The organism is Collinsella aerofaciens, assembly GCF_015546965.1.
GTDB classification, from domain to species: Bacteria; Actinomycetota; Coriobacteriia; order Coriobacteriales; family Coriobacteriaceae; genus Collinsella; species Collinsella aerofaciens_X.
Genome location: NZ_JADMUF010000003.1, coordinates 102,003 through 126,739, shown reverse-complemented (window position 1 = coordinate 126,739; position 24,737 = coordinate 102,003). Strand labels below are relative to the sequence as shown.

The following is a 24,737-nucleotide window of genomic DNA, read 5'->3' as shown; positions in this document are numbered from 1 at the left end:
TTTGCAAGTACTTTTTTTCCTTTGTTTCAAATGGAGTGGTTTTGCAACCGTCACGCGCCACGCTATGCGAACGTGCCCCGGCTCGGATAAGATGGTGCGATCGAGTTCTACCGCGCTCACCGCAAGTAGCCTTTGTTGCTGAGATGGGTCATGGCCGAAAGGGGCCCGTATCCCAACAGATACGGGCCCCTTGCTATTTAAATGGGCATGAGGGTGTATTGAGGGGGGGGATGTCTTGCTGTCGGCATCCGCGTGCGGTGCCATTCGCTGTCCGTAAATAAACGTTTACGGCTAATTTCATACCACTTGTCGGAATGCGGACGCTGTCCTTGCATGTCGGGCGTACATTGAACGTGGTTTTTCGCGTGAAACCACGAATCGGTTGTCAGCCCCGAACAAGGAGGCCCAGTATGACGCTTGCCAAACCCATCAATAAATACATCGACTATATCGATGCCCCCGAGGACAAGTTTGAGCAGTATGTCGAGAAGGCGTTAAAGTACAACTTTCGCTGCGTATTTGCGAACCTTCAGGAGTACGAGACGGGCCGCGCCATGCTCGAGGGCTCTGACATCATCCTTGCCGGCGCCATCGACTTTCCCCAGGGCACTATGACGCTTGAGGAGAAGCTTGCGAGGTTTGAGGAATACGCTGCGTGTGGCTTTACCGAGATTGACTACGTTTTGAATCAGGAGTCGGTCGAGAACCGCGATTTTGATGCCATCGAGCGCGAGATGACTACCATTGCTGATTTTTGTCGCGCGCATGGCATCACTGACAAGGTGATCGTCGAGATGTGCAAACTGGACGGCGACGACGCCGCCAAGCGCCGTGTATGCGAGATCGCGCTGGAGGCTAAGCCGGGATTCCTTAAGACATCGACTGGCAGAAGCTTTGGCGGTGCTAAGCTCGAGGACGTGCGGCTGATGCACGAGGTGCTCGGCGATGCCGTGGCAATCAAGGCGGCGGGCGGTATCCATAATTACGAAGAGGCTTGCGCATTCATCGAGGCCGGCGCCAGCGCGTTGGGTGCCTCGGCGGGCATCGCGATCGTCGACGGCGCACCGACGGATGAGCGTCGCTAGCAGACGTATTTGACCTGAGCGATAAAGCTTCACGACCACATGCCGTTCATGTTCGGGACAATATGACTTTTTGCCCGTTGTAAACGGAGTCGCGATGGGTGTTCTGTATGATGGCTCAGACAAGGTTGTTCAATGACAGGGAGGCATATATGGCAATCAAAGCCATCGCGATGGATATCGACGGTACGCTCACCAACGACCAAAAGGTCATCAGCCCGCGCACGCGCGAAAAGCTGCTCGCGGCGCAGGAGTCGGGCATTAAGCTCATTTTGGCTTCGGGCCGTCCCGCATGGGGACTACATGCTCTGGCGCAGGAGCTCGACCTTCAAAACCATGACGGTCTGCTGGTTGCCTTTAATGGCGCGCATGTGGTCGACGCTCAGACCGATGAGGTTCTTTTTGACCAGGCCATGCCGGCTGACGAGCTGCACCGTCTGATTGATCACCTGCGTAATTTTGACGTGATCCCTATGATTTCGCTTGGTCGCGATCTGCACGTCGAGGATTCGTACCGCTGCATGATCACGCTGCTGGATGGCTCGCAGAAAAACATCGTCAAATACGAGCGCGATGCCTGCGACCTTAAGATCCGCGAGGTCGAGAGCCTGCATGAGGTCGCTGATGCTTATCCCGTGGACAAGCTGCTGACGGCGGGCGATCCGGCCTACCTGCAGGCGCATTACGAGGAGATGTATGCGCCCTTTAAGCAGACGCTTTCGGGCATGTTTACGGCCGACTGGTACTTTGAGTACACGGCGCCCGGTATCGACAAAGCCCGTGCGCTCGAGGGTGCCCTGCCCAAGCTCGGCATCGATGCCAGCGAGGTCGTATCGTTTGGCGACGGCCAGAACGACAAGTCCATGATTGAGTGGGCGGGTACCGGTGTTGCCATGGGTAACGCCGTCGATGAGGTTAAGGCGGTAGCCCAGATGGTGACCGCCAATAACAACGAAGACGGTATTGCGGTGGCGCTGGATAAGCTGCTGGGTTAGAATCGCCGATAATGCATGGTTCAGGCGCCTGCTTACAGGCGCCCTTTTGTTAGGGAGGGTGCCGTGTCCGCATTTCCGTTCGACGCCGTTATCTTTGACATGGACGGCGTCATTGTCGATACCGAGTATTACTACCTGGGCGAGACTGCCGCGTTTGCCAAGGAGCTTGGGCTTAACCTGACTCAAGAGGAGTTGAATGGGCAGGTCGGTACCTCGCATCAGTTCTTCCTGCATATGTTGGTCGATTGGTTTGAGCGCGCCGGTAAGGGGCATTTCACTGGCGAGGAAGCGTTGGCCCGTTGGGACGAGTGGGCGCATGAGCGTCCGCGCGACTATCAGGCTTTGATTAACCCAGGCGCCGTGGATACGATTCGAGAGCTGCCGCGCCGCGGCGTTCGCGTGGCGCTTGCCAGCTCGTCTCCCATGGATAGCATCGAGGAAGTGCTCAACGCATGCGGGCTGTCGGATGCCTTTGAGTATGTGGTGAGCGGCGAGCAGTTTAAGGAGAGCAAGCCCGAGCCCGACATCTACCTGCATGCGCTGGACCTGCTGGGGCTGCCCGCGAATCGCTGCTGCTGCGTTGAGGATTCGGTGCCTGGCATCACTGCCGGCAAGCGAGCCGGCCTGACAGTCATTGCCAAGCGCGAGGAGCGCTTTGGCTTTAGCCAGGATGCCGCGGACAAGATTATCGACCAGCTGCCGGAGCTACTGGAACTCGCGTAGATCCTGGGCGGTACTGCTGTCACAACAGTGGTTCCGTTGGCATAAGAGAGGGGCGCGCTATGGCATTTAACGTGAGCGCACTGGGGTTTGGCGACAACGTCGTCGACCGCTACGAGCATATTCGCACGATGTATCCGGGTGGCAATGCGGTGAACTTTGCCGTGTATGCCAAGAAATGCGGAGCCGCGCGCTCCGCGTATATGGGCATCTTTGGTAATGACGCTGCTGCCGAGCACGTGATTGCGAGTCTTGAAGATGAGGACGTTGAACTAGCCAAATGCAAGCAGCTCATCGGTGAGAATGGTGCTGCGCGCGTGACCGTCGTTAACGGCGACCGTGTTTTCCTTGGCTCCAATGAGGGTGGCATCCGTGGTGATGCTCGCTATGTGCTCGATCGCTTTGACCTTGCGTACATGAAGCAGTTCGACGTAGTCCACTCGGGCAACTATTGCTTTACCGAGCGCGAACTTCCCAAGTTGAAGGCCGCGGGCATCACGGTTTCGTTTGACTTCTCGGACGATTCGACCGACGAGTACTACGAGCAGATTGCTCCCTACGTTGACTTCGCATTCTTTAGCGCGGCAGACGCCGCGAGCGAGGATGAGATTCGCGAGCGTCTGGCATGGGTGAAGAGCCTAGGTCCGCGTTTTGTATCGGCAACGGCTGGCGCTGAGGGCTGCATTGCCTATGATGGCGATCGTTATTACCGCCAACTGGCTAAACCGGTAACGGAAATGAAGGACACCATGGGTGCGGGTGACTCGTTCCTGACTTCGTTCTTGATGTGCTATCTCGATTCTGTCAAGCGTGGCGAGGATGGCGCCGAGGCCATCGAGCGCGCACTCGACTTTGCGGCGGGGTTTGCTTCGACCGTATGCGGCATGGAAGGCTCTTGGGGCCATGGGGCGCCGATTTCCGAATAGGCGAGCAGCCCCGGGGAGTCGAATTGTCGCCTCCCCGGGACTCCGTGGACAAAAAATGCTAAATATGAGTACTGTCACTAATTTAGTAACAGCGAAATTTAGCTTTTGAGGGCCTAGTTGGGTGTCTGCGAGCGATTAAAACCTGCTAAAAATGACTTTAACCACCTTAAAGTGCCTTGATAATGGATAGCTGTACATTATCAAGGCACTATTTTGCCGTAAAATAATGTGACTGGATTTGCAACAGTACTCATATTTGGCATTTTTTGTCCACCGGGGCTAGCGAAGGTCAAAAACAGAGTGCGCATTTGTTAAAACTGCCGACTCGATGCGCTTTGCGTCACAATTTTTGAGCGAGGCGATGCGTTCTGAGGTCCTTGTGAGCGATTTGATGAGCGACTGCGCGCTTGTTTCTGTGTTTGCCTCCGCTGGTGCATCGGTCTCGAGCAGTAAACGACCGAGTGGAATCTGTCGTGCGTATTCGCGTCCTCGTTTAGACGCGAGCATGCGTTCGCTGACGGAAAAATAACAGCCCGCATCACGCGCGCGGACGAGTTCGTCCGAAGTGCCGCTAAACCAGTGGAAGATGATAACGGGGGAGTCGGGGTTTGGGATGAGTAGTCCATGCGATTCGAGGACGTCCAGTACGGCTCCTGCCGAACGAACGGCGTGAATTGATATCACGCGCCCGGTAAGAGGATGCTGCACGAGTGTATCGCAGAGCCGGTCAAATGCCTGTATTTGTAGCGGCTCACTTCCGGCAAAGCGTGCGGAAAAGTCGAGTCCCACCTCGCCGATGTAGCGCTCTTGGGCAGCAACTTCGCAAAGCAGATCGACTTCGGCAGGACCGCAGCGGCCGTCGGCGAGCCACCAGGGGTGGAGCCCAACGCCAGCGATGATGCCTGGTAGGCGACGGGCGCGCTCGTTTGCGGCCGAAAAGTCGCGTGGGTCGACCCCGCAGTCGAAGAGCCCCAGACCCAACGCCGCCGACTCACTGGCTGCAGCATCGGGGCCGAGCATCAAATCAAGATGACAATGCGTGTCAAAGAATTGCGGTTCCATCGCAGGACATCCTGCTAGTCCAGGCGTTGGCCGTCGGCGCGTACGCGCTCGGTGCCGCGCCCGCTGATCTGGCGGATAACCTCGCCGGCGATCATCTGACCCATGATGGGCGGCATAAAACTGGCGGTGCCCAACTCGGTGCGCTCGTGGATATTGGAAGGGTCGCGGGGCTGTGTCTTAACCGATTCCTCGCAGCTAAACAGTACATGTAGGCTCTTGATGCCGCGCTTCTTACATTCTTTGCGCATGATGCGGCTCATGGGGTCACGTACCGTATCGAAAATGTCGGCAAAGCGGAGGCACTCGGGATGGAGCTTGTTGGCCCCGCCCATGGAGCTAACCAAACGAATGCCGTGGTCCTGAGCATATTTGGCAATGGTAAGCTTGGCCGAGATGGTGTCGATGGCGTCGACGACGTAGTCGAGCTTGCCACCCGTCTGCTCCAAAACGCTCGCGAAGAACTCGTCGATGTTGTCGCTCAGCAGGTATTCGATGCGCTTGATAACGGTGGCGGCGGGATTGATATCGCGAATCATGGCATCCATCACGTCCACTTTGCGCTTGCCGATGGTGCTGTGAAAGGCGATGGCCTGGCGATTGATATTGCTGGGCGCGATGATGTCCTTGTCCAGAATGACGAAATGACCGATGCCGCCGCGGGCGAGTGCCTCGCAGCAGTTGGAGCCCACGCCTCCGCAGCCGAGCACCAGCACCGTAGCATCGGCGAGCTTATCGAGTGCCTCGCGGCCCATGATGATCTCGAGCTTGATGTCGCGTGTCTCGACGAGAGCGGCAGCGGTTTCGGTCATAGACATCCTCCGATGGGGAAGCGAATCGTGTTTTAGCTATTGCCATTATAGGTGTTATCGCGATTCCATTTGAGCCCTAGGTGATTGTTGAAATGGGGCAGGGATTCGCATAAGATGAAGCAGATGGCACCCGTTGCCGCGGGTTAGCCAACTCCGAAACACGTTTTTGGCGTGAGAAGTGGCCGTCTTCGCATTACGCGGGGGCGGCTATTTCATTCGACCTCCAATGTGGATGCCGAGCTCCACAGCCGCGATTACAAGCAATAACAACGTCAGGACATCGTCAATACTCATAGTCCATCTCCTTCTCGGATAGAGGGAGCTGGCCCATCTGCTTCAACTTCCATTGTAGCTCAATACGAACGAATGTTCTATAGATGTTCCTGTATTAGATAGTTAGACAAACATCTAAATATCGAGTATAGTGTGCGCGTCATGAGAGATGATGAGAGGAGGTCTTATGCCGGGAGAGGGTTTTAAGGCGCTTGCCGATCCAACGCGACGGCGCATTTTGGAGTTGCTGCGCGAGGGCAATTGCACGGCGGGGGAGCTTGCCGAGCATTTCGATATCAGTAAGCCGTCGCTGAGCCATCACTTGGCGACGCTCAAAAACGCCGGGTTGGTGACCGACGAGCGCCATGGCCAAAACATCGTATACAGCTTAAACACCACCGTCATGCAGGATTTGATTGGCTGGTTTATGGGTTTTACAAACACGGAAGGTGATAAGGATGAATAACGAAAACAAGGGCATTCACCCCACGGGGGTATCGTCGCGCGTGTGGATTGCGCTGGTCGCTCTGTGCGTCGCCAATGTCGTAGCGCACCTCATGGTGATGCCGAGCTTGCCTGCGCAGATTCCCACGCACTGGGGCGCGAACGGCGCCGTCGACGGTTGGGGTCCTAGCTGGATGGCCTCCGCGCTCGGCGTGCTGCCTCTGGCGCTTCTCGCAATGTTCTGCGTGGTGCCGCGCATCGACCCCAAAGGTGAGGCATATCGAACTTCGGGCAAGTTCTACCAGGGCTTCGTAATCGCCTTCACCTTGTTCATGTGCGCCATAAGCTGGCTGGGAGAGCTTACGGTCTGGGGCGTGGTGCCGGCGGTCGGTTCGGTTAACGTGCTGATTTCCGGTGTTGTCGGTTTGCTGTTCATCGGCGTAGGCAACTACTTGCCGCGTGTGAAGCAGAACTATACGCTCGGTATCAAGACACCCTGGGCGCTTGCCGATCCCGAGAACTGGCGCCGTACGCAGCGTTTTGGCGGCGCCTGCTTTATGGTGCTGGGTATTGGCCTGATTGTGATGGGCGTGGCAGGCAGCGTGCTTTCGAGTGAAGTCGTCGCCGCGGTGATTGCGGCTCTGGCGTTTGGTTCGGTTGGAGCCGTCTACGTCTACTCGTATCTGCTGTGGCGCAAATCGCAGCGAGCCGCTCGTTAAGGTTGCGGAAAACTAGCGTACGCAGTTCATAGTATGTTCCGGGGGACTTTTCCCAGGTAGTATTAGGGGGTGTGGGCAACCATGCCCCTTTTTCGTTAAGTTTCAGAGCTGGTTCCCTCATTTCGTTTCCACTAAAGCGAATCAAGAATAGGGAAACAGCAGGTAGAAAGGATAGAACAGACATATGGCGGAGTTTATCTACCAGATGTATCAGGCTCGCAAGGCCCATGGCGACAAGGTGATCCTTGACGACGTGACCCTGAGCTTCTACCCCGGTGCCAAGATCGGCGTCGTGGGTCCCAACGGCATGGGCAAGTCGACCCTGCTCAAGATCATGGCCGGCATCGAGGAAGTTTCCAACGGCGATGCCAGGCTCACCCCCGGCTACACCGTGGGTATCCTGCAGCAGGAGCCGCCGCTCGACGACGACAAGACCGTCATCGAGAACGTGCGCATGGCGTTTGGCGACATGATTGCCAAGGTCGATCGCTTCAACAAGATCGGCGAGGAGATGTGCGACCCGGACTGCGACATGGACGCCCTCATGGCCGAGATGGGCAAGCTCCAGGACGAGATCGACGCCGCTGATGGCTGGGATATCGATTCCAAGCTCGGCCAGGCCATGGACGCCCTGCAGCTGCCCGATTCCGACATGCCGGTCATCGTGCTTTCCGGCGGCGAGCGCCGTCGCGTGGCCCTGTGCAAGCTGCTGCTCGAGGCTCCCGACCTGCTGCTGCTTGACGAGCCCACAAACCACCTAGACGCTGAGTCGATCCTGTGGCTCGAGCACTTCCTTCACAACTACCAGGGCGCGGTGCTTGCCGTCACGCACGATCGCTACTTCCTGGATAACGTTGCCGAGTGGATCTGCGAGGTCGACCGCGGTCACCTTTATCCCTACAAGGGCAACTACTCCACGTATCTGGAGACCAAGGCCGCCCGTATCGAGGCGCAGGGCAACCGCGACGCCAAGCTCGCCAAGCGCATGGAGGCCGAGCTCGAGTGGGTACGCAGCTCGCCCAAGGCTCGCCAGGCAAAGAACAAGGCCCGTCTGGCTCGCTACGAGGAGATGGAGGCCGAGGCCCGCGCAAGCCAGAAGCTCGACTGGACCGATATCCGCATTCCCGTTGGACCGCGTTTGGGTAACAAGGTGCTCGAGGCCCATCACCTGCACAAGGAATTCGACGGTCGCGTGCTCATCGACGACCTTTCTTTCACCCTGCCGCGTAACGGCATCGTGGGCGTCATCGGCCCCAACGGTGTGGGCAAGACTACGCTCTTCAAGACCATCATGGGCCTGGAGCCGCTGACTTCGGGCGAGCTCGAGGTGGGCGAGACCGTCAAGATCTCCTACGTCGACCAGAACCGTTCTGGCATCGACCCCGACAAGAACCTGTGGGAGGTCGTCTCGGATGGCCTGGACCACATGATGGTGGGCGAGACCGAGGTCCCCAGCCGCGCGTACGTGGCGAGCTTTGGCTTTAAGGGCCAGGACCAGCAGAAGCGCGCTGGCGTGCTCTCCGGTGGCGAGCGCAACCGTCTGAACCTGGCGCTCACGCTCAAGCAGGGCGGCAACCTGCTGCTCCTTGACGAGCCCACGAACGACCTCGACGTCGAGACGCTGTCCTCGCTCGAAGCGGCGCTGCTCGAGTTCCCGGGCTGCTCGGTGGTCATTAGCCACGACCGTATGTTCCTGGACCGTGTCGCCACGCACATTCTGGCGTGGGAGGGCACCGATGAGAACCCGGGCAACTGGTATTGGTTCGAGGGCAACTTCGAGGCCTATCAGGCCAACCGCATCGAGCGCCTGGGCGAGGATGCAGCCCAGCCGCATCGTATTCACCGCAAGCTGACGCGCGACTAGATCGTTACGCGGTTTTCCAAACCGCGTAACTGCTCGACGCTGCGCGGGTCGCAAGCACCCCATCTTGCCGTTCAGGCCGTCGCTCGCGTACCGAAGTACGCGTCGCTCCTCTTTCACGGCAACCTGGGGCACTTGCGGCCCGCTCGCTGTTGGTTACGCAACATCAACAAATAAAAACGGCTCAAATCCTGATTTGGATTTGAGCCGTTTGTCGTTACTGCTCGGGTTCTTCGACTTTATCGATGGCCCAGGTGGATCCGAGGCCACCGGTGGTGTTGCGGCGGATGCGCACGGTAACCTCGCGGCGCTCGCCGGCCTGCGTGTAGCGCAGGGGGAAGTCTGCGCGGTTTCGCGCGGCCTCGATGGTACCGCGCTCGCGGGCGATCCAGTAGTACTCGCCGACGATGCCGAGGGTATCGGCGCCGTAGGGGAGATAGGTCGACAACTGGTGCAGAAGCGGGCCGGGGCAGAAGACCTCGGTTGCGAAATCGACGGGGAAGTCCTCGGGGATGGCGGGCGCTGCAGGTGCGGGGGTTGGGGCCGCTGCGGGTGCCGGAGCCGGTGCCGGTGCGGGAATTTGGTCGCAAGCAGAGGTGGGCACGGATTCGATGACGGGTGCGGGCTCCGGCGTCGCTTCCGGCTTGATTGTGGAATCTGCGGGCTTCACGGTGACGGGCGCGTCTGCAGCTGCAGTTTCAATCTCAACCTGCGTTGCGTTCTCGTTCTCGATGCTCGGCTTTGTCTCGACCGGCGTGGAAGCCATGGTGGTGATGCCGGCGTTGGCGTTCTCGGGGTCATAGACGACCGTGAGCGAGATGGCGGGCTGCGGCGTCTCGGGCTCCGGCGCCGACTCGGTAACGCCTTGATCGGCGGGCTCGTCGGACTGATCGTCCTCGGCCTCGTCGCCAAAGACATCGCTGTTTTGGAACGCAGGCGTCTCGGATTGGTTAGCGGCTTCTTCGGTTGTCGACTTGGGAGCCTCGTTGGGATCCGCAGTGGCTTCCTGCTCGGATATGACTTTGGGATCGGTCGTGACGGCGATTTCGGTTTCGGCTTCTGCTGTTACCTCAATAGCGACTTCGATCTCTGTCTCGGGCTCGGACTTCGGAGCGACTTCGGCCACGGGCTCGGGCTCGGCGCGCTTAACGCGCTTGGGGCGCACGGCCTTGAGGTCCTTCTCGCCGCGTTTTTTTCTTTTTGTAGGACTGCTTGGCTCCCTTGGCTGCCTTGGGCTTGTCCTCGCCCTTGGCAAGGGCGGCATCCCAGGCCTCGTTGGCGATGACGGTGGCATACAGGCGACCGCCCTTAAAGACGGTCAGCTTAATGCAGTCGTCGAGCTCCTCGAGCAGCTCGCGCGTGGACTCGAAGCCCAGGTCATAAGCGGCCATGTCGCCTGCGGCGAGCGCCTCCTCGACCTGCGTCATAAACGTTTGCTTGCCGCATCCGATTGCATCGCGCAGTAGGCGATACAGATAGATGTGGTTGCCCAGCGATAGCGTGGGCCTAACTATTGTCTTGCTCATGGCAAATCTCCTCTTTACACACCAAAGCATCTTACCATCGCACGGGGCTTGCCATCTCGGCGCCCAAGGCAAACGGGCGCGACCGTTTGCCGGTTCGCGCCCGTTATGCAGGTCGGTTATCTATGAGAGGCAAACGTGCTTAGTTGCCCGATGCCGTGCCTTGGCTCGAGCTGTCAGATGCCGCGCCGGACGCGGTTCCGCCCGAGCTGTTCGAGCTGTTCGAGCTGTTGGTGTTGCCGTTGTCGGTAGATTCCGTGCCCGATGTATTGCCACTCGTCTGGTCGCCCGTGCTCGGCTGAGAGCCGTCAGTCGTTTGGCTTGAGTCGGTCGTGCCGGATTGCGTGCCGCCGCTGTTCGCAGAAGAATCAGCGCTCTGCGACTGATCGGGGGCGTTCGAGGACGAGTCGGTGGATGCGGAGGTGCCCTGCGGGTCGTCCTGCCGGCTTTGCGATTGACCGGAGCTATCCGCGTCGTGCTCGGTCGTGCGCGATGAAAGGATTGGCTCGGGGCGCTCGCCCAGACCCTCACCGGCGGTGGTGATAAGGATGGCGCCGGTGCAGGCGATGACCGCGACGATGGCGATGGCGATCGAGAAGATGATGACCTGCTTTTGCGTCTGGCTGCGCTCTGCCGCCGCCTTGGCGCGCAAGCTGTTGGGGGCAACGCGCGCCGTGGTCGCGCGCCCCGCAATCTGGCGCATCTCTTGCGTAGTCGCGGCGCCGCCCAGGTGCTCCTCGGCATCAAACTCAACAGGCTCATAGGCGCCGGCGGGGTAGTCGACGTCGGCGTGCGTACCTTTGAGGGCTTTGGCGCTGGCAGAGATAAAGTGGCGGTAGACCTGCGAGGACACAACGGTGATGACCGAGCTCACGGCGGCGCCAATTACTGAACCTGCGATACCAATCTTGGAAGCAAGTGCGACGCTTGTGGCGGCGGCTGCGGCGCCGGCGATGATCTGGGGAATGGAAATGTCGTCGAACAGGCCCTTTTTGGGCGCGATGGCCATGGTCTGGCCGATGGAATGGTTCTCGTGAACGCCGTTGTTGAGTGCGGCGGGAGTCATGACGCGCGTGCGCGGCGCGTCGGTGTACTTGGTTGTCATACGGGGTCCTCCCGGTGTAAATCTGCTTCGTTTCGTGTAGCCATCAGGGTACCCACCAGATGTGAATCGTACGTGACATTTAACAGATACCATCAACTCATCAATAGCTCACCAAGTTGGTGGGATACGGTTGGACCCGGCGGTTGAACTACAATAGGGCTTGCTAATTGTTGTGAATGGTGTCTACGCACGGGAGCATTCTTATGAATCTTCACCTTTCTCAGTCTGATGGCTTTTTGCGTGTGGCGGCGGCGTCGCCGCGGATTCGCGTGGCCGATGTCGAGGGCAATGCCGAGGTTGCGCTGGCGGCTGTTCGCGAGGCTACCGAGCGCGGCGTTCGCGCACTGGTGCTGCCCGAGCTTAACCTGACCGGCTATACCGCGGCCGATCTGTTCCATAACCGCACGCTGCTGCATGCCTGCGAGGCTGCTCTGGTGCATATCCTCGATGAGACTCGTGAGCTGCCGATTGTCTTTACCATCGGTCTTCCTGTGGCGGTGGCCGAGAACATCTACAACTGTGCCGCCGTGTGCTGCGCGGGTGAGCTTTTGGGTCTTACGGCCAAGAAGTATCTGCCCAACTATGGCGAGTTCTATGAGCGCCGCTGGTTTGCTCCGGCGCCCGTCGATCCCATGTGGATTGAATTTGCCGGTCAGGGTCCGGTACCGCTTGGTTCGGGGCTTATCTATCGTTGCTGTGACGAGGGTGCCGAGGACATGGTGCTTGGCATCGAGATCTGCGAGGACCTGTGGGTGCCCGCGCCCCCTTCGACCGAGATGGCGCTTGCCGGCGCTACGGTGATCCTCAACCCCTCGGCTTCGGACGAGATCATCGGCAAGGCAGATTACCGCCGTAGCCTTATCTCCAACCAGAGCGCGCGTCTGTACTGCGCCTATGCCTATGCGGACGCGAGCGAGGGCGAATCCACGACCGACATGGTCTTTGCGGGGGAGAACCTCGTCTACGAAAATGGTTCTAAGTTGGCTGCGACGAAGCTCCTCACCTGCGACATGGCAGTGGCCGACGTTGACCTTGATCGTTTGGTGGCCGAACGTCGCCGCTCGACGACGTGGACGCGCCCGGACGATGCGCCGGAGGCCACGACCGTTGAGTTTTCGTTTGAGGGAACGCTCACCGAAGAGCCCGCCTTGCGCGATGCCTGTGATATTGACCGCGTCTTCCCGCGCGCGCCTTTTGTTCCGGCAGACCACGGCGACCTGGCCGAGCGCTGTGAGACCATTCTCGACCTACAGACCGCGGGCCTCAAGACCCGCCTTGCCCATACGGGCACCAAGGCTGCCGTCATCGGCCTTTCGGGCGGCCTCGATTCCACGCTGGCGCTGCTCGTGACCGTGCGTGCGTTCGATGCCTTGGGCCTGCCGCGCACGGGCATCACGGCCGTCTCCATGCCGGGCTTTGGCACGACGCATCGTACCAAGTCGAATGCCGAGTCACTCGCCCGCGACCTGGGCGTGAGCTTCCGGGAGGTCTCGATCCATGCTGCCGTGGAGCAGCACTTTAAGGATATCGAGCATGATCCGGCCGTGCAGGACGTGACCTACGAGAACAGCCAGGCGCGCGAGCGCACGCAGATTCTGATGGATCTGGCCAACCAGGCTGGCGGTTTTGTCATTGGCACGGGCGACCTGTCGGAGCTGGCGCTCGGCTGGGCTACCTATAACGGCGACCATATGAGCATGTATGCCGTCAACGCGAGCGTGCCCAAGACGCTTGTGCGCCATCTGGTGCGCTATGCCGCCGATGTCTTTGGCGGGCGCATTGCCGAGGTCTTGCTCGATATCCTCGATACGCCGGTGTCCCCCGAGCTTCTGCCGCCCACGGGCGACGGCGAGATTGCGCAGAAGACCGAGGATTTGGTGGGCCCGTACGAGCTGCACGACTACTTCCTCTACTACCTGCTGCGTTTTGGCTTTGAGCCTGGCAAGATCTACCGCATGGCGCTCAAGAGCTTCGAGGGCGTCTACGACGCCAAGACCGTCCACACGTGGCTACGTACGTTCTACCGTCGCTTCTTTGCCCAGCAGTTTAAGCGCAGCTGCCTGCCCGATGGTCCCAAGGTGGGCTCGGTGACGCTTAGCCCGCGCGGCGATTGGCGTATGCCGAGTGACGCTAGCTCGCGTCTGTGGCTTGCGCAGATCGACGCGCTCAATCCAGTTGACTAAGGTTGGCTAAATTGAACCAATACGGGGGTTGCAAGCGTTACACTTTTGCAATCTGATGGCCCGTATCGCGCGGCGCTCTTGTCGGAGCGCCGCGTTTTTTATATCGAAAGGTGGCACCATGCAGGCATCGCAGCGTCTCGACCGCTTTGGCGCGGAGGTCTTCGCCTCGCTCAACAACAAGCTTCTCGCGCTGAAGGCCCAGGGCAAGACCATTTACAACATGAGCGTGGGCACGCCCGACTTTAAGCCGTACGACCACGTGGTCGAGGCGCTCACGCAGGCAGCCCAAGATCCCGAGATGTGGAAGTATGCCCTGCGCGACCTGCCCGAACTCAAGCAGGCCGTGTGCGATTACTATGAGCGCCGCTTTGGCGTTTCGGGCATTACGCCGTCTATGGTGCAGTCGTGCAACGGCACGCAGGAGGGGGTGGGCCATTTAGGCCTTGCCCTGCTCGATCCGGGTGACACCATTTTGGTTCCCGATCCGTGCTACCCGGTCTTTGAGGCGGGTGCCAAGATCGCCGATGCCAAGCTCGAATACTATCCGCTGGTTGCCGAGCACAATTACCTGCCCTATGTGGCGGGTATCGATCCCGAGGTGGCCGATCGTGCCAAATATATGATCGTGTCGCTGCCCGCGAACCCGGTCGGCTCGGTGGGCACTCCCGAGGTCTACGAGGAGATCATCGCTTTCGCCCGCGAGCACGACCTGCTCATCGTCCATGACAACGCGTACTCCGACATCGTGTTCGACGGCGAGCCGGGCGGCAGCTTCTTGCAGTATCCCGGCGCGCTCGAGGTGGGCGTTGAGTTCTTCTCGCTCTCCAAGTCGTTTAACGTCACCGGTGCGCGTATCGGCTTTTTGGTCGGCCGCGAGGATGTGGTCTCGGCCTTTGCCAAGCTGCGCGGCCAGATCGACTTTGGTATGTTCTTCCCGATCCAGAAGGCCGCCATCGCTTGCTTGAATGGTCCGCGCGATGAGGTCGAGGCGCAGCGTCTGAAGTACCAGGAACGCCGCGATGCCCTGTGTGACGGTCTTGAGGGCCTGGGCTGGGAGCGTCCCAACGCGCATGGCTCTATGTTTGTGTGGGCCAAGCTTCCCGGTGGTCGCACCGATTCCATGGCGTTTTGCGAGGAGCTTATGGAGAAGGCCGGCGTTGTGGTGACGCCGGGCGCGAGCTTTGGCCCTTCGGGCGAGGGGCACGTGCGTATGGCACTGGTCTTGCCGCCCGATCAGATCGCTTTGGCTGTCGAGGCCATTCGCGAGGCGGGCCTGTATTAGAAACCTATTTCGACTCGTCAATAGCTCGAAACCGATTTCGTGCAGTTATTTTACGAATTCTGCAAACAATTTCGGTAAACGGTCGATTTTTGGCTGCGAATAGGAGCATAATCAAAGTCCCGATTGGATGTATTGGGATTACGGCAAGCCGCTCGGGTCGTTCCCGAGCGGCTTGTTTGTGGAGAGAGATGGGAGTTTGTAATGGTTAACGAGAAGAAGGTCGCTATTGTCGGCTGCGGTTTCGTCGGTTCGTCTTCGGCGTTCGCACTGATGCAGAGCGGTCTGTTCTCCGAGATGGTCCTCATCGACGTGGACAAGAATCGCGCCGAGGGCGAGGCTCTGGATATCGCGCACGGCATGACGTTTGCCGAGCCGATGAAGATCTACGCCGGCGATTATTCCGATGTCGCGGACGCCGCCATGATCGTCGTCACCGCTGGCGCTGCCCAGAAGCCCGGTGAGACCCGCCTGGACCTGGTCAACAAGAACGTAAACATCTTTAAGTCCATTATCCCCGAGATTAAGAAGTCCGGCTTCGACGGCATTCTGCTAATCGTCTCCAACCCGGTTGATGTTCTGACCTATGCTGCCATCAAGATGTCCGGCCTGCCCGAGGGCCATGTCATCGGCTCCGGCACCGTGCTCGACACTGGCCGTCTGCAGCAGATGCTTGGTGCTCACGTCGAGGTTGACCCGCGCGATGTCCAGGCCTATGTCATGGGTGAGCACGGCGACTCCGAGTTTGTCGCTTGGTCCAGCGCTCAGGTTGCCGGCGTGCCGCTGAACACCTTCTGCGAGCTTCACGGTCATCTGGAGCATGAGACCGCCGAGAAGCGCATCGCCGAGGACGTCAAGAACTCCGCCTACACCATCATCGAGAAGAAGCACGCCACCTACTACGGCGTCGCCATGGCTGTCAAGCGCATCTGCACCGCTGTTATGCGTGACGAGCAGACCGTTCTGCCCGTTTCCTCGCTCATGGTGGGCGAGTATGGCCTGTCCGATCTTGCCATCTCCATGCCGACGGTCGTTGGCCGTGACGGCGTCGTCTGCCGCGTTCCCGTGCCGTTGAACGATGACGAGCAGCATGAGCTCACCGCCTCCGCCAAGGCCCTCAAGGACATCATCGACAGCGTCGACTTCTCCTGCTAAATCAAGCTCTTTTGGGCAACAGGCTACAATGAAAGGCGTCCGGGCCACACGGTCCGGGCGCCTTTTTGGTGCGAGGGGGTCAGGTTACTTTGCACCACCCCAATGCACCATAGTTGATGGGAGGGCCATGTCGGATTCGCCTAATTTTTTGACCTATGCCCAGACGGCGTTTGATCCGTTTGAGGAACGGCCGTTCTGCGCGGTGGATAGCCTGGTCTTTGCGTGGTTGTCCTATTTGCGTTTGCCGGGTGATATGGCGGAGCTGACGAACTGGCAGGGCCTAGACGTACGCGAGCTGCTGCGCGCCGAGTGCTACCAAGACATGATTGGCGACCTGTGGGATCCGGAGGGGAGCCGTGCCCTGTTGGAGGCTGTGGCAGCAAGCCCCCGCTACCGTGGCGTTCGTGTTTGCGGCTATCGTAGCGTGAGTGATGCCGAGACAACGGAGCAGTTTGCGGCCATGACGTTCCGATTTCCGGCGGGGTTTAGCTATCTTGCCTTCCGGGGGACCGACAGCACGATTGTGGGCTGGAAAGAGGACTTTAACATGGCGTTCCGGCGTCCTGTGCCGGCCCAGGAATCCGCGGCGCGTTATGTGGACGAGGCAGCTGCCGCGATTGACGGTCCGTTGCTGTGTGGAGGACATTCCAAGGGCGGCAACTTGGCGGTGTATGGCGCGGCGATGTGCTCTGAAGCTGCTGGTGACCGAATCGAGAGGGCCTTCTCGCATGATGGTCCCGGCTTTGTCGAGGAGTTCCTGAGTGGCGACGCCTTTGCGGGCCTGTCCGGTCGCATCGATAAAACCCTGCCGCAGTCGTCGATTTTCGGCATGATGTTCGAGGCGCAGGAGGATTACGCCATTGTCGAGAGCACCGAGTTCAGCCTGCTGCAGCACAATCCCTTTAGCTGGGTCGTTGACGGCTGCGACTTTGTGTATTGCGAGCGCCTGTCTGCCGGCGCACGATACGTCGATGGCTCTATTCGCGAGATGTTGCTCGCAGTGGAGCCTGCCGAGCGCGAGCGCTTCGTAGATGCGCTGTTCTCCGTGTTTGAGGCCACGGGCGCCGAACGATTTGCGGATATCGCAGGGAATCTTCGCGAGAGCCTGCCGGTGATGCTCCAGGCTGCGCAAGGTTTCGACAAGGATACGCGCCGTTTTATCTCGCAGACGATTGCAGCAATTCTTAAATGCGCGCTGCTGCCCAAGCGCCCTGAGCTCAATGTTCCTGCTGCTGGTAAGAGCCTGGCGGAGCAGCTTGAGGCGTGGCAGTCCGAGCTTCTGCGCTAGCCACTGGTGCATTGGGGTGGGCTCGACCGCTATACTGATTCGTGCTCAATTCGATCTAGAACGGAATGCCGTATATGAAAATCAATCACGCGATTCTGCATATCCTGGACTTTGACTCTGCCGTCAACGTCATGAGCCAGCGCGAGCTCGATATCGAGAGCCGTACCGTGCGCAACTTCGTGACCACGCACCTGCGTCGCGCCCGTACGTCTGCCGATAACAAGCGCGCCACGTTTGCCGAAAACTCCGCATTCGGCGGCGAGCTCAAGGGCTATTTCTTTGGTGAGCGTGAGTTCGTGGACCTGTCTCAGCAGATTGCGGAGTTCATCTCTTCCGAACTCGCCAAGGCCGAGAAAGCCGAGTCCACCGACGTACTCGTGGCTGATTTTGACGACGATGAGGATGCCCGCTGGTTTGCCGTGATGCTGCTGGGCTCCAAGCAGGCCTTTATGCACGAAGTGGGCCGCGAGGAGGGGGAGGTGCGCAATGACATCGCGCGCCATTACGCTATTCTGCCAAACCCCTCGCAAAAGGTGCCAAGCTATGCCATCGTGCGCGCGAGCACCATGGAGATTGGGTACGTGGACAAGAAACGCAAGATTGCCGGCGAGGACCGTATGCTTATTCCCGATGGCCTGCTGCAGTGCGACACGGGCGTGTCGGGTAAGGAGGTCATCGACACCGTGACACGCGTGGTCGAGGAGGTCGCCGAGGAGCACGGCGCCAACACGGCCGTGGCGCTCGCCAAGGTCAAAGCCGCTGTTGCCGAGAAGGTCGAAGACGACGAGGAACTGCCGCCCTGGGATATCGTCGACGAGGTCTTTGAGGACGAGCCGGTCATCAAAGAGAGCGTGCGTGCGGCGCTGACCGAGGAAAAGGTGCCCGAGCGTGTGCCTGTGGAGCGCAAGCAGGTCGAGCGCGCGGCCGTGCGCAATCACAAGATTCGTACCGATACGGGTATCGAGATCAGCTTCCCGGCCGAGATGGGCTCGAACTCCGAGTACATCGAGTTCGTCAACGAGCCCAACGGCCTCATCTCCATCGAGCTCAAGAACATCGGAAGCATCGAGAACCGATAGCGCAATAGTTTCTTCCAAAGAGAAATCTGGATTATATTTTGAAGTATACTTTGAAATATAATCCAGATTATTTTTGGAGGTACAAATGTCCCCACTTGTTCTGGAAAAGCCGGTGTTTACAAAAGATCAGGTAGTTTCTGCCACCGAAGCGAGCAAGTCCTTATCTGCCGTTCGCAAGCGCGCTAAGCGCGCGCCGCAGTTTATCGCCGATCATAACGATATCGATACCGTGATTATCGACTACGCTGCCTATGAGGAAATGTACGGCGCCCTACAGTACCTTCGCGAACTTGAGCTTGATCGCATTGCGGCAGATCGAATCAAAAACGGACCACATGAGTTTATTCCGTTTGAAGATGCCCTGACTCCTGAGGAGCTCGCGGAGTTCGAATCGATGGACTCCGACGCGATTTCGGATGAGGATCTTTTCGAATGAGCGGGCACTTTGTCGTCGGCTTTTTGAATCGAGACGTCGAAAAGGAATATCAAAAACTAGATGGTTCTCAGCGAAGGCTCGTCCGCATTGCAGTGGCGAAATTAAAGACGCGCGCCGATGAAATCGGAACGCCGCTTCACGGTGAGCTTGCCGGCTGCAAAAAGATTAAATGGCGAAAGGCGGGACTCCGAATGGTATTTCGAATCCGAGAGGACGGAACGGTTGAGATTGCCGAGATCGTTGCAATAGGTCGGCGCGACCGTTCCGAAGTCTATAAGACGGCTGCCGATCGTTTGTCGAAGCATTCAGCCATGGTCGAATACGACGGAACCTTAAGATAGCGAAGGCCGAAGCCCCGGATTGGGCTTCGGCCTTTTTGCTTTGGATGAATTGCGCTATGCGTCGATATGCCGTTTGATACCCGCGTAACTCTACAGCTGGCGCAGGCCTTCCTCGAGGCCGGTCTTGCTGTCGGTTTTCTCGTCGCGCATCTTGATGACGCGGGCGGGAACGCCGGCCACGACGGCGCCGGCAGGGACATCCTCGACGCATACGGCGCCTGCAGCCACGACGGCGCCCTTGCCCACGCGCACGCCTTCCAGGACCACGGCGTTGGCGCCAATCATGACATCGTCCTCGATGATGACGGGCGTGGCGCTCGCAGGCTCAACGACGCCTGCAAGTACGGTGCCGGCGCCGATGTGGCAGTTCTTGCCCACGGTGGCACGGCCGCCCAGCACGGCGCCCATATCGATCATGGAACCCTCGCCGATAACGGAGCCGATGTTGATGATGGCGCCCATCATGATGACGGCACGATCACCGATCTCAACGCGGTCGCGGATGATCGCGCCCGGCTCGATGCGGGCGTTGATGCCCTTAAGGTCGAGCATAGGGACGGCGGAGTTGCGGCAGTCATTCTCCACGTCGTAGTAGTCGATGGAGTCGGCGTTGGCGTCGAGGATGGCCTTGAGCTCATCCCAGTCGCCAAAGACGGTCTTTCCGCGACGACCGCCGTAGACGTGTACATCGCCCCACTGGACTTTCATGCCGGGCTTCTCGCGCACATACAGCTTGACGGGCGTCTTCTTGGGCGCGGTGGCGATGTAGTTGATAATCTCCTGTGCATCCATCTCGGCTGCGTTGCTCATATCTTGTTTCTCCTTTACGCGGGCTTGGTTAATGATTGGCTAGGCGAACATGACCTGGTCGAAGGTGTAGAAGCCGGGGTCGCGGACGACGAGCTTCTGGGCGGCGGCCAGGGCGCCGTTGACAAAAATCTGGCGGCTCGTGGCGCGGTGCGTGAGCGTGACCTCCTCGTCCTGGCCAAAGAAACTCACCTCGTGCACGCCGGCGACGGTGCCGCCACGCAGCGAGTGCATGCCTATCTCCTTGGGATCGCGCGCGCCGCACATGCCCTCGCGACCGTAGACGGGGTGGTAGCCGGCCTCGGGCTCGGCCTCGACCACGGCGTCGAGCAGCAGCTTGGCGGTGCCGCTGGGGGCATCGACCTTTTGGTTGTGGTGCGTCTCGACAATCTCGCAGTCAAAGCCGGGCAGCTCGCGCGTGGCCTGGGCCACCAGGTGGCGCAGGGCGGCGATACCGATGGAGTAGTTGCCGGAGTGCATGACGCGGGCGCCCTGGCCCAGCTCGCGCAGGCGGTCCATCTGATCAGGCGTGTAGCCCGTGGTGCCGGAAACGAGTGCAGCGCCCGTACGCTCGACATAGGCAACGACGGCGTCAAAGGTCACGACGTTCGAGAAGTCGATGATCACATCGGCAGCCGGTGCGCTCTCAAGCTCGGCCAGGTCAAAGCCGATCTGGGCGACGATGTCGAAAACGGGTTGACCGGCGGCATCAACGATGCTTTCGGCGGTGGTGCGGATGAGCGAGCCCATGCGGCCCGTTCCCATAATGACGGTCTTAATCAAGCAGGCCAGCTCCCTTCAGAGCATCGGTAAGTACGGCGCGCGTGTCGTCTGCCATGGGGCACAGCGGCATGCGATAGTTGGCCTCGATCATGCCCATCTGGGCGAGCGCTTCCTTAACGGGGATGGGGTTGACCTCGCTAAAGAGGGCGTTGACGAGCAGCTGGCCGGCAATCTGGATCTCGCGGGCGCGCTCCACGTCACCGTCCAGGTAGGCACGGCACATGTCGTGCACGAGTTGCGGCTGCACGTCGGCCCACACGCTGATGGTGCCCGAGGCACCCAGGCTCATGAGCGGCACGGTGAGCGCGTCCTCGCCCGAGTACATGCGAAAGTCGTCGGACAGCAGGTGCGCGATCTTGGCGGCGAAGGCGACGTTGCCCGAGGCTTCCTTGATGCCCATGATGTTGGGGTGTGCAGCCAGGCGCTCCACGTTGCGCTCGCTGATGCCGCAGCCGCAGCGACCAGGGATGTTGTACAGGATGCAGGGGATGTCCACGGCATCGGCAACGGTCTTAAAGTGCCGGTAGATACCCTCTTCGTTGGACTTGTTGTAGTAGGGGGTAATGAGCAGCAGGCCGTCGGCTCCCAAGCCCTGGTAGGTGAGCGACTTGGTGAGCATGGTCTGCGTGGAGTTGGAGCCCGAGCCAGCGATGACGGGGATGCGGCCGGCTACCTGCTTAACGATGGCGGCGACAACGGAGTTGTCCTCGTCGTCGGTCATCGTGGCGCTTTCGCCCGTGGTGCCGAGGGCGAGAATGGCATCGGTGCCGTTTTGCAGATGGAAATCGACCAGGCCCTCGAGTGCATCGAAGTCGACACTGCCGTCCTTCTTGTAAGGCGTAACGAGGGCGACAATCGAGCCCTCGAGGTTGCGGATATCCATATTCTTTTCCTTTGCTTGTGCAATCTGGATGCGTTTGTTCCACTGGGCGGCAACGGCGATGCGCTCGTCCTGAGCACGGCGTCGGGCGGCATCGGCGCGCGATTTGGCCAACAGCTCACGGCCGCATGGCAACACGTCAAGTGTGGCAAAGTAGTCGCCCGGGCGCTCGGCACGACGGATGAGGTCGGCAGAGCCATCGGGGCGCAGCAATACTTCGGCAGAGCGCAGGCGTCCGTTGTAGTTGTAGCCCATGGAATAGCCATGCGCGCCTGTGTCGTGGATTACCAGCACGTCGCCCATATCGATATGCGGCAGCTGACGGTCGATGGCGAACTTGTCGTTGTTCTCGCACAGATTGCCGGTGATGTCATACGTGTCTGTGACAGGGGCAGCGGTCTTGTCGGTGCCACCTGCCTGACCCATGACGGTGATGTGGTGGTAGGCGCCATACATGGCGGGGCGGATCAGGTCGACCGCGCTGGCATCGACGCCGATATAGTCCTTATAGATCTGCTTCTCGTGAATGGCCTTGGTGACCAGGCAGCCATAGGGGCCCATCATAAAGCGGCCCATCTCGGTGCAGATGGAAACGTCTCCCATGCCTGCGGGGACCAAAATCTCGTCGTATGCCGCATGCACGCCCTCGCCGATGGCGTGGATGTCGTTTGCCTGCTGCTCGGGCAGATAGGGGATACCTACGCCGCCAGAGAGGTTGATGAAGGCGACATGCGCGCCGGTCTCACGCTCCAGGCGCACGGCAAGCTCAAAGAGGATGCGCGCAAGCTTGGGATAGTAGTCATTGGTGACGGTGTTGCTGGCGAGGAATGCATGGATGCCATAGTTTTCGGCGCCCTTGGCCTTGAGCATGCGGAAGGCCTCGAAGAGCTGCTCGGTGGTCATACCATATTTGGAATCGCCCGGGTTGTCCATGATGCCGTTGGAAAGCTGGAACAGGCCACCTGGGTTAAAACGGCAGCTGACCGTTTTGGGAATCGGGCCGGCGACGCGCTCATAGAACTCAATATGGCTGATGTCGTCAAAGTTGACGATGGCGCCCAGCTGGTCGGCGAGCGCAAAGTCGGCCGCCGGCGTGTCGTTGGACGAGAACATGATGTCATGCCCCGTGATGCCCAGCGAACGGGCGATCATGAGCTCGGTGTAGCTCGAGCAATCACAGCCGCAGCCGTATTCGTTAAGGATGGAAATGAGCGCCGGGTTGGGATTGGCCTTGACGGCGAAGTACTCCTTAAAGCCCGGGTTCCACGCAAAGGCGTCGCGCACCTCTTGCATATTGCGACGGATGCCCGCCTCGTCGTATAGATGAAACGGCGTGGGGAACTGCTCGACGATGTGTTCGAGCGTCTCCTTGTCCACAAACGGCCGCTTTGCCGCATATGCTTCGTTGGGGGTCAGTGCCATGTCCCGTAAACCTCGCTATCCAGACGGCGCCATCGGCGCATCGAATCCGCATAGCGTGGACCCAATGTCCGGATAGCGCTCCCGCATTGCTGCAGACAGTCCTGCGGGTGTTTCCCGCAGGCCCACCAGGCTGTTCGTGCCCGAAAAACCCAGTTCGGCGGGTTTCGCCTCCCCGCGGGGTCAAAGTCTGCCGACTCGCCCGCGGATCTTCGTGCCCGCGCCTCTATCAAGTGGTAAAGACCCTACCACGTTGCACTTTACCAAACAAGAGTATTCGTATATAACGTTTAAAAAATGCAGCATGATGCTAGAAACAAGGGCGCCACAATCCTGCGTCACAATAGGGGACAACTAGTTGTCCCATGAAAGGAATCCTCATGACCGAGCTCCAAGAACTCCGTCGTTATCGTCGCGACCTGCATCGCATTCCGGAGCTCGATTTCGATCTTCCGCAGACTATCGCCTATATCGAGGGCGCGCTCGCTCCGCTTGCCTGCGAGGTGACCCATCCGTGTCCGAGCTGCGTCTGTGCCTTCTTCGATGCCGGTGTGGGCGCTACGCACGCCACGGCGATTCGCGCCGATATGGACGCCCTGCCCATCGTGGAAGCAACGGGCGTGGCCTTCTCCTCGACGCAGCCCGGCAAGATGCATGCGTGCGGTCACGACGGCCACATGGCCATGGCGCTCGCGGCGGCGACTTTTGTCGACCGTACGATTCGTGAGCAGCCGGGCGCCATCAAGCGTAACGTGCTCTTTGTGTTCCAGCCGGCCGAGGAGACGACCGGTGGCGCTAAGACGGTATGCGAGAGCGGCGTGTTTGAGCGTTACGGGGCGAACCGCATCTTCGGCTTCCATGTGTGGCCCGATCTGCCCGCCGGCACGTTGGCGAGCTGTTCCGGTCCGCTGCTGGCGCGCTCGAGCGAGACGCACATTCATATCCATGGCGCGAGTATCCATATCGCCAAGACCTATGGCGTTCCGGTCGAGGAATCGCACGATGCCGCACTGGCGGCGGCCAAGTTCTTGGTTGCCGAGCGCGAGCTGATGGACGAGCTAGGTGCCGACGAGCCCTGCATCGGCAAGTTTGGTCTGCTGCAGGCAGGCACCGTCTGCAACGCGGTGGCGGGGGAGGCCCATGTCGCCGGTAGCCTGCGCGTGTTTACGGACGACATGTTCGATCGTGCGCGCGAGGGTGTGCGCCGCGTGCTGGACGAGGCCTGCGTCGCAACGGGCTGCATGTACGATCTCGACTTTGCCGAGGGCTATCCGCCGGTTGATAACGATCCCGAGCTGTTCGCCCATATCATGCCGGCTTTGCCTGAGCTGCAACTTGTGGACGAGCCGCTGCTGATTGCCGAGGACTTCGCCTTTTACCAGCGCCATCTGCCGGGCGTGTTCTTCCTGTTGGGCACGGGCGTGCCGGAGGGCCAAGACAATCCGAGTGACGCCGAGGGCTGCCCCGCCTATGCCACGAGTGCCCTGCATACCGATACCATGCTCTTTGACGAGCAAACCCTGCTCAAAGGCCTCGATGTCTACAAGCGACTGCTAATGATGGAGTGA

23 protein-coding genes and 1 riboswitch are annotated in these 24,737 nt (G+C 59.6%); of the genes, 15 read left to right on the top strand and 8 right to left on the bottom strand.

Features of this window, described 5'->3' with window-relative positions:
* Positions 1–410: 410 nt before the first annotated feature.
* From deoC to I1M21_RS03855, 4 genes are all read left to right on the top strand, one after another.
* Positions 411–1,085 (top strand): deoxyribose-phosphate aldolase, encoded by a 675-nt coding sequence (gene deoC / locus I1M21_RS03870; RefSeq protein ID WP_195192509.1) that lies wholly within the window; start codon positions 411–413, stop codon positions 1,083–1,085.
* 149 nt (positions 1,086–1,234) lie between these two features.
* Entirely contained in the window at positions 1,235–2,077 is an 843-nt protein-coding gene (locus tag I1M21_RS03865) for a Cof-type HAD-IIB family hydrolase (RefSeq protein ID WP_195192508.1), read from the top strand.
* Between the two features lie 63 nt (positions 2,078–2,140).
* Positions 2,141–2,800, top strand: a complete 660-nt coding sequence (locus I1M21_RS03860) for an HAD family hydrolase (protein ID WP_324248727.1) — start codon at positions 2,141–2,143, stop codon at positions 2,798–2,800.
* A gap of 59 nt (positions 2,801–2,859) precedes the next feature.
* Complete coding sequence (locus tag I1M21_RS03855; RefSeq protein ID WP_195192506.1) at positions 2,860–3,723, top strand: PfkB family carbohydrate kinase; 864 nt, start codon at positions 2,860–2,862, stop codon at positions 3,721–3,723.
* Between the two features lie 279 nt (positions 3,724–4,002).
* Here the strand turns inward: I1M21_RS03855 and I1M21_RS03850 are convergent, their stop codons facing one another.
* Both I1M21_RS03850 and I1M21_RS03845 read right to left on the bottom strand, forming a co-directional pair.
* Entirely contained in the window at positions 4,003–4,785 is a 783-nt protein-coding gene (locus tag I1M21_RS03850; RefSeq protein WP_195192505.1) for a TatD family hydrolase, read from the bottom strand.
* A gap of 14 nt (positions 4,786–4,799) precedes the next feature.
* Positions 4,800–5,594 carry a tRNA threonylcarbamoyladenosine dehydratase gene (locus I1M21_RS03845; protein WP_195192504.1) on the bottom strand — a complete coding sequence of 265 codons (795 nt, stop codon included), beginning with the start codon at positions 5,592–5,594 and terminating at the stop codon, positions 4,800–4,802.
* 460 nt (positions 5,595–6,054) lie between these two features.
* Between I1M21_RS03845 and I1M21_RS03840 the strand changes: the two genes are divergently transcribed.
* The 3 genes from I1M21_RS03840 (at position 6,055) to ettA (ending at position 8,894) form a co-directional block, all read left to right on the top strand.
* Entirely contained in the window at positions 6,055–6,333 is a 279-nt protein-coding gene (locus I1M21_RS03840) for an autorepressor SdpR family transcription factor (RefSeq protein WP_022094448.1), read from the top strand.
* Positions 6,326–7,030 (top strand): SdpI family protein, encoded by a 705-nt coding sequence (locus I1M21_RS03835; protein ID WP_117745883.1) that lies wholly within the window; start codon positions 6,326–6,328, stop codon positions 7,028–7,030. Before I1M21_RS03840 ends, I1M21_RS03835 begins: the two co-directional genes overlap by 8 nt.
* Positions 7,031–7,214: 184 nt before the next feature.
* The gene (gene ettA, locus I1M21_RS03830; protein WP_195192503.1) at positions 7,215–8,894 is read left to right on the top strand and encodes an energy-dependent translational throttle protein EttA; all 1,680 of its coding nucleotides are present in this window, start codon (positions 7,215–7,217) and stop codon (positions 8,892–8,894) included.
* 214 nt (positions 8,895–9,108) lie between these two features.
* On the opposite strand, the gene I1M21_RS09905 is transcribed toward ettA, so the two are convergent.
* From I1M21_RS09905 to I1M21_RS03815, 3 genes are all read right to left on the bottom strand, one after another.
* Positions 9,109–10,056: a hypothetical protein gene (locus I1M21_RS09905; protein ID WP_195192502.1), complete on the bottom strand. Its 948-nt coding sequence runs from the start codon at positions 10,054–10,056 to the stop codon at positions 9,109–9,111.
* Positions 10,037–10,417, bottom strand: a complete 381-nt coding sequence (locus I1M21_RS03820; protein WP_195192501.1) for a hypothetical protein — start codon at positions 10,415–10,417, stop codon at positions 10,037–10,039. The genes I1M21_RS09905 and I1M21_RS03820 overlap by 20 nt, the downstream gene beginning before the upstream one ends.
* Before the next feature lie 139 nt (positions 10,418–10,556).
* Positions 10,557–11,519 carry a hypothetical protein gene (locus I1M21_RS03815; protein WP_195192500.1) on the bottom strand — a complete coding sequence of 321 codons (963 nt, stop codon included), beginning with the start codon at positions 11,517–11,519 and terminating at the stop codon, positions 10,557–10,559.
* Positions 11,520–11,722: 203 nt separating this feature from the next.
* Here I1M21_RS03815 and I1M21_RS03810 point away from each other — a divergent pair, with 203 nt between their 5' ends.
* The 7 genes from I1M21_RS03810 (at position 11,723) to I1M21_RS03780 (ending at position 19,280) form a co-directional block, all read left to right on the top strand.
* Positions 11,723–13,702: an NAD(+) synthase gene (locus I1M21_RS03810; protein WP_229025568.1), complete on the top strand. Its 1,980-nt coding sequence runs from the start codon at positions 11,723–11,725 to the stop codon at positions 13,700–13,702.
* A gap of 118 nt (positions 13,703–13,820) precedes the next feature.
* Positions 13,821–14,984 (top strand): pyridoxal phosphate-dependent aminotransferase, encoded by a 1,164-nt coding sequence (locus I1M21_RS03805; protein WP_006234344.1) that lies wholly within the window; start codon positions 13,821–13,823, stop codon positions 14,982–14,984.
* A gap of 201 nt (positions 14,985–15,185) precedes the next feature.
* Positions 15,186–16,136: an L-lactate dehydrogenase gene (locus I1M21_RS03800; protein WP_195192498.1), complete on the top strand. Its 951-nt coding sequence runs from the start codon at positions 15,186–15,188 to the stop codon at positions 16,134–16,136.
* 127 nt (positions 16,137–16,263) lie between these two features.
* The gene (locus tag I1M21_RS03795; RefSeq protein ID WP_195192497.1) at positions 16,264–17,424 is read left to right on the top strand and encodes a DUF2974 domain-containing protein; all 1,161 of its coding nucleotides are present in this window, start codon (positions 16,264–16,266) and stop codon (positions 17,422–17,424) included.
* A gap of 74 nt (positions 17,425–17,498) precedes the next feature.
* Positions 17,499–18,503, top strand: a complete 1,005-nt coding sequence (locus I1M21_RS03790) for a nucleoid-associated protein (RefSeq protein ID WP_195192496.1) — start codon at positions 17,499–17,501, stop codon at positions 18,501–18,503.
* Positions 18,504–18,588: 85 nt separating this feature from the next.
* A complete protein-coding gene (locus tag I1M21_RS03785; protein WP_195192495.1) occupies positions 18,589–18,939 on the top strand; it encodes a hypothetical protein in 351 nt (116 codons plus the stop codon).
* On the top strand, positions 18,936–19,280 hold the full coding sequence (locus I1M21_RS03780; RefSeq protein ID WP_195192494.1) for a type II toxin-antitoxin system RelE family toxin: 345 nt from the start codon (positions 18,936–18,938) through the stop codon (positions 19,278–19,280). Before I1M21_RS03785 ends, I1M21_RS03780 begins: the two co-directional genes overlap by 4 nt.
* Positions 19,281–19,370: 90 nt before the next feature.
* Here I1M21_RS03780 and dapD read toward each other — a convergent pair whose 3' ends face one another.
* The 3 genes from dapD to dapA are packed head-to-tail and all read right to left on the bottom strand — an operon-like array spanning position 19,371 to position 23,172.
* Entirely contained in the window at positions 19,371–20,090 is a 720-nt protein-coding gene (dapD, locus tag I1M21_RS03775; protein WP_267471382.1) for a 2,3,4,5-tetrahydropyridine-2,6-dicarboxylate N-acetyltransferase, read from the bottom strand.
* A 39-nt stretch (positions 20,091–20,129) separates the two neighbouring features.
* Entirely contained in the window at positions 20,130–20,870 is a 741-nt protein-coding gene (dapB, locus tag I1M21_RS03770; RefSeq protein WP_195192493.1) for a 4-hydroxy-tetrahydrodipicolinate reductase, read from the bottom strand.
* The gene (gene dapA / locus I1M21_RS03765) at positions 20,863–23,172 is read right to left on the bottom strand and encodes a 4-hydroxy-tetrahydrodipicolinate synthase (RefSeq protein ID WP_195192492.1); all 2,310 of its coding nucleotides are present in this window, start codon (positions 23,170–23,172) and stop codon (positions 20,863–20,865) included. Before dapA ends, dapB begins: the two co-directional genes overlap by 8 nt.
* Before the next feature lie 65 nt (positions 23,173–23,237).
* Positions 23,238–23,406, bottom strand: a riboswitch (Lysine riboswitch).
* A gap of 143 nt (positions 23,407–23,549) precedes the next feature.
* Here dapA and I1M21_RS03760 point away from each other — a divergent pair.
* Positions 23,550–24,737, top strand: coding sequence for an amidohydrolase (locus I1M21_RS03760; RefSeq protein WP_229025567.1), 1,188 nt, complete (start codon positions 23,550–23,552; stop codon positions 24,735–24,737).

What these genes read in the sequence shown, in the direction of transcription:
- dapA (WP_195192492.1), bottom strand. Translation starts at nt 23,172, where the DNA reads ATGGCACTGACCCCCAACGAAGCATATGCGGCAAAGCGGCCGTTTGTG.
- deoC (WP_195192509.1), top strand. Translation starts at nt 411, where the DNA reads ATGACGCTTGCCAAACCCATCAATAAATACATCGACTATATCGATGCC.
- dapD (WP_267471382.1), bottom strand. Translation starts at nt 20,090, where the DNA reads ATGAGCAACGCAGCCGAGATGGATGCACAGGAGATTATCAACTACATC.
- I1M21_RS03855 (WP_195192506.1), top strand. Translation starts at nt 2,860, where the DNA reads ATGGCATTTAACGTGAGCGCACTGGGGTTTGGCGACAACGTCGTCGAC.
- I1M21_RS03835 (WP_117745883.1), top strand. Translation starts at nt 6,326, where the DNA reads ATGAATAACGAAAACAAGGGCATTCACCCCACGGGGGTATCGTCGCGC.
- I1M21_RS03800 (WP_195192498.1), top strand. Translation starts at nt 15,186, where the DNA reads ATGGTTAACGAGAAGAAGGTCGCTATTGTCGGCTGCGGTTTCGTCGGT.
- I1M21_RS03790 (WP_195192496.1), top strand. Translation starts at nt 17,499, where the DNA reads ATGAAAATCAATCACGCGATTCTGCATATCCTGGACTTTGACTCTGCC.
- ettA (WP_195192503.1), top strand. Translation starts at nt 7,215, where the DNA reads ATGGCGGAGTTTATCTACCAGATGTATCAGGCTCGCAAGGCCCATGGC.
- I1M21_RS03850 (WP_195192505.1), bottom strand. Translation starts at nt 4,785, where the DNA reads ATGGAACCGCAATTCTTTGACACGCATTGTCATCTTGATTTGATGCTC.
- I1M21_RS03820 (WP_195192501.1), bottom strand. Translation starts at nt 10,417, where the DNA reads ATGAGCAAGACAATAGTTAGGCCCACGCTATCGCTGGGCAACCACATC.
- I1M21_RS03780 (WP_195192494.1), top strand. Translation starts at nt 18,936, where the DNA reads ATGAGCGGGCACTTTGTCGTCGGCTTTTTGAATCGAGACGTCGAAAAG.
- I1M21_RS03840 (WP_022094448.1), top strand. Translation starts at nt 6,055, where the DNA reads ATGCCGGGAGAGGGTTTTAAGGCGCTTGCCGATCCAACGCGACGGCGC.
- I1M21_RS03795 (WP_195192497.1), top strand. Translation starts at nt 16,264, where the DNA reads ATGTCGGATTCGCCTAATTTTTTGACCTATGCCCAGACGGCGTTTGAT.
- I1M21_RS03810 (WP_229025568.1), top strand. Translation starts at nt 11,723, where the DNA reads ATGAATCTTCACCTTTCTCAGTCTGATGGCTTTTTGCGTGTGGCGGCG.
- I1M21_RS03815 (WP_195192500.1), bottom strand. Translation starts at nt 11,519, where the DNA reads ATGACAACCAAGTACACCGACGCGCCGCGCACGCGCGTCATGACTCCC.
- I1M21_RS03865 (WP_195192508.1), top strand. Translation starts at nt 1,235, where the DNA reads ATGGCAATCAAAGCCATCGCGATGGATATCGACGGTACGCTCACCAAC.
- I1M21_RS03845 (WP_195192504.1), bottom strand. Translation starts at nt 5,594, where the DNA reads ATGACCGAAACCGCTGCCGCTCTCGTCGAGACACGCGACATCAAGCTC.
- I1M21_RS03805 (WP_006234344.1), top strand. Translation starts at nt 13,821, where the DNA reads ATGCAGGCATCGCAGCGTCTCGACCGCTTTGGCGCGGAGGTCTTCGCC.
- I1M21_RS03785 (WP_195192495.1), top strand. Translation starts at nt 18,589, where the DNA reads ATGTCCCCACTTGTTCTGGAAAAGCCGGTGTTTACAAAAGATCAGGTA.
- I1M21_RS03760 (WP_229025567.1), top strand. Translation starts at nt 23,550, where the DNA reads ATGACCGAGCTCCAAGAACTCCGTCGTTATCGTCGCGACCTGCATCGC.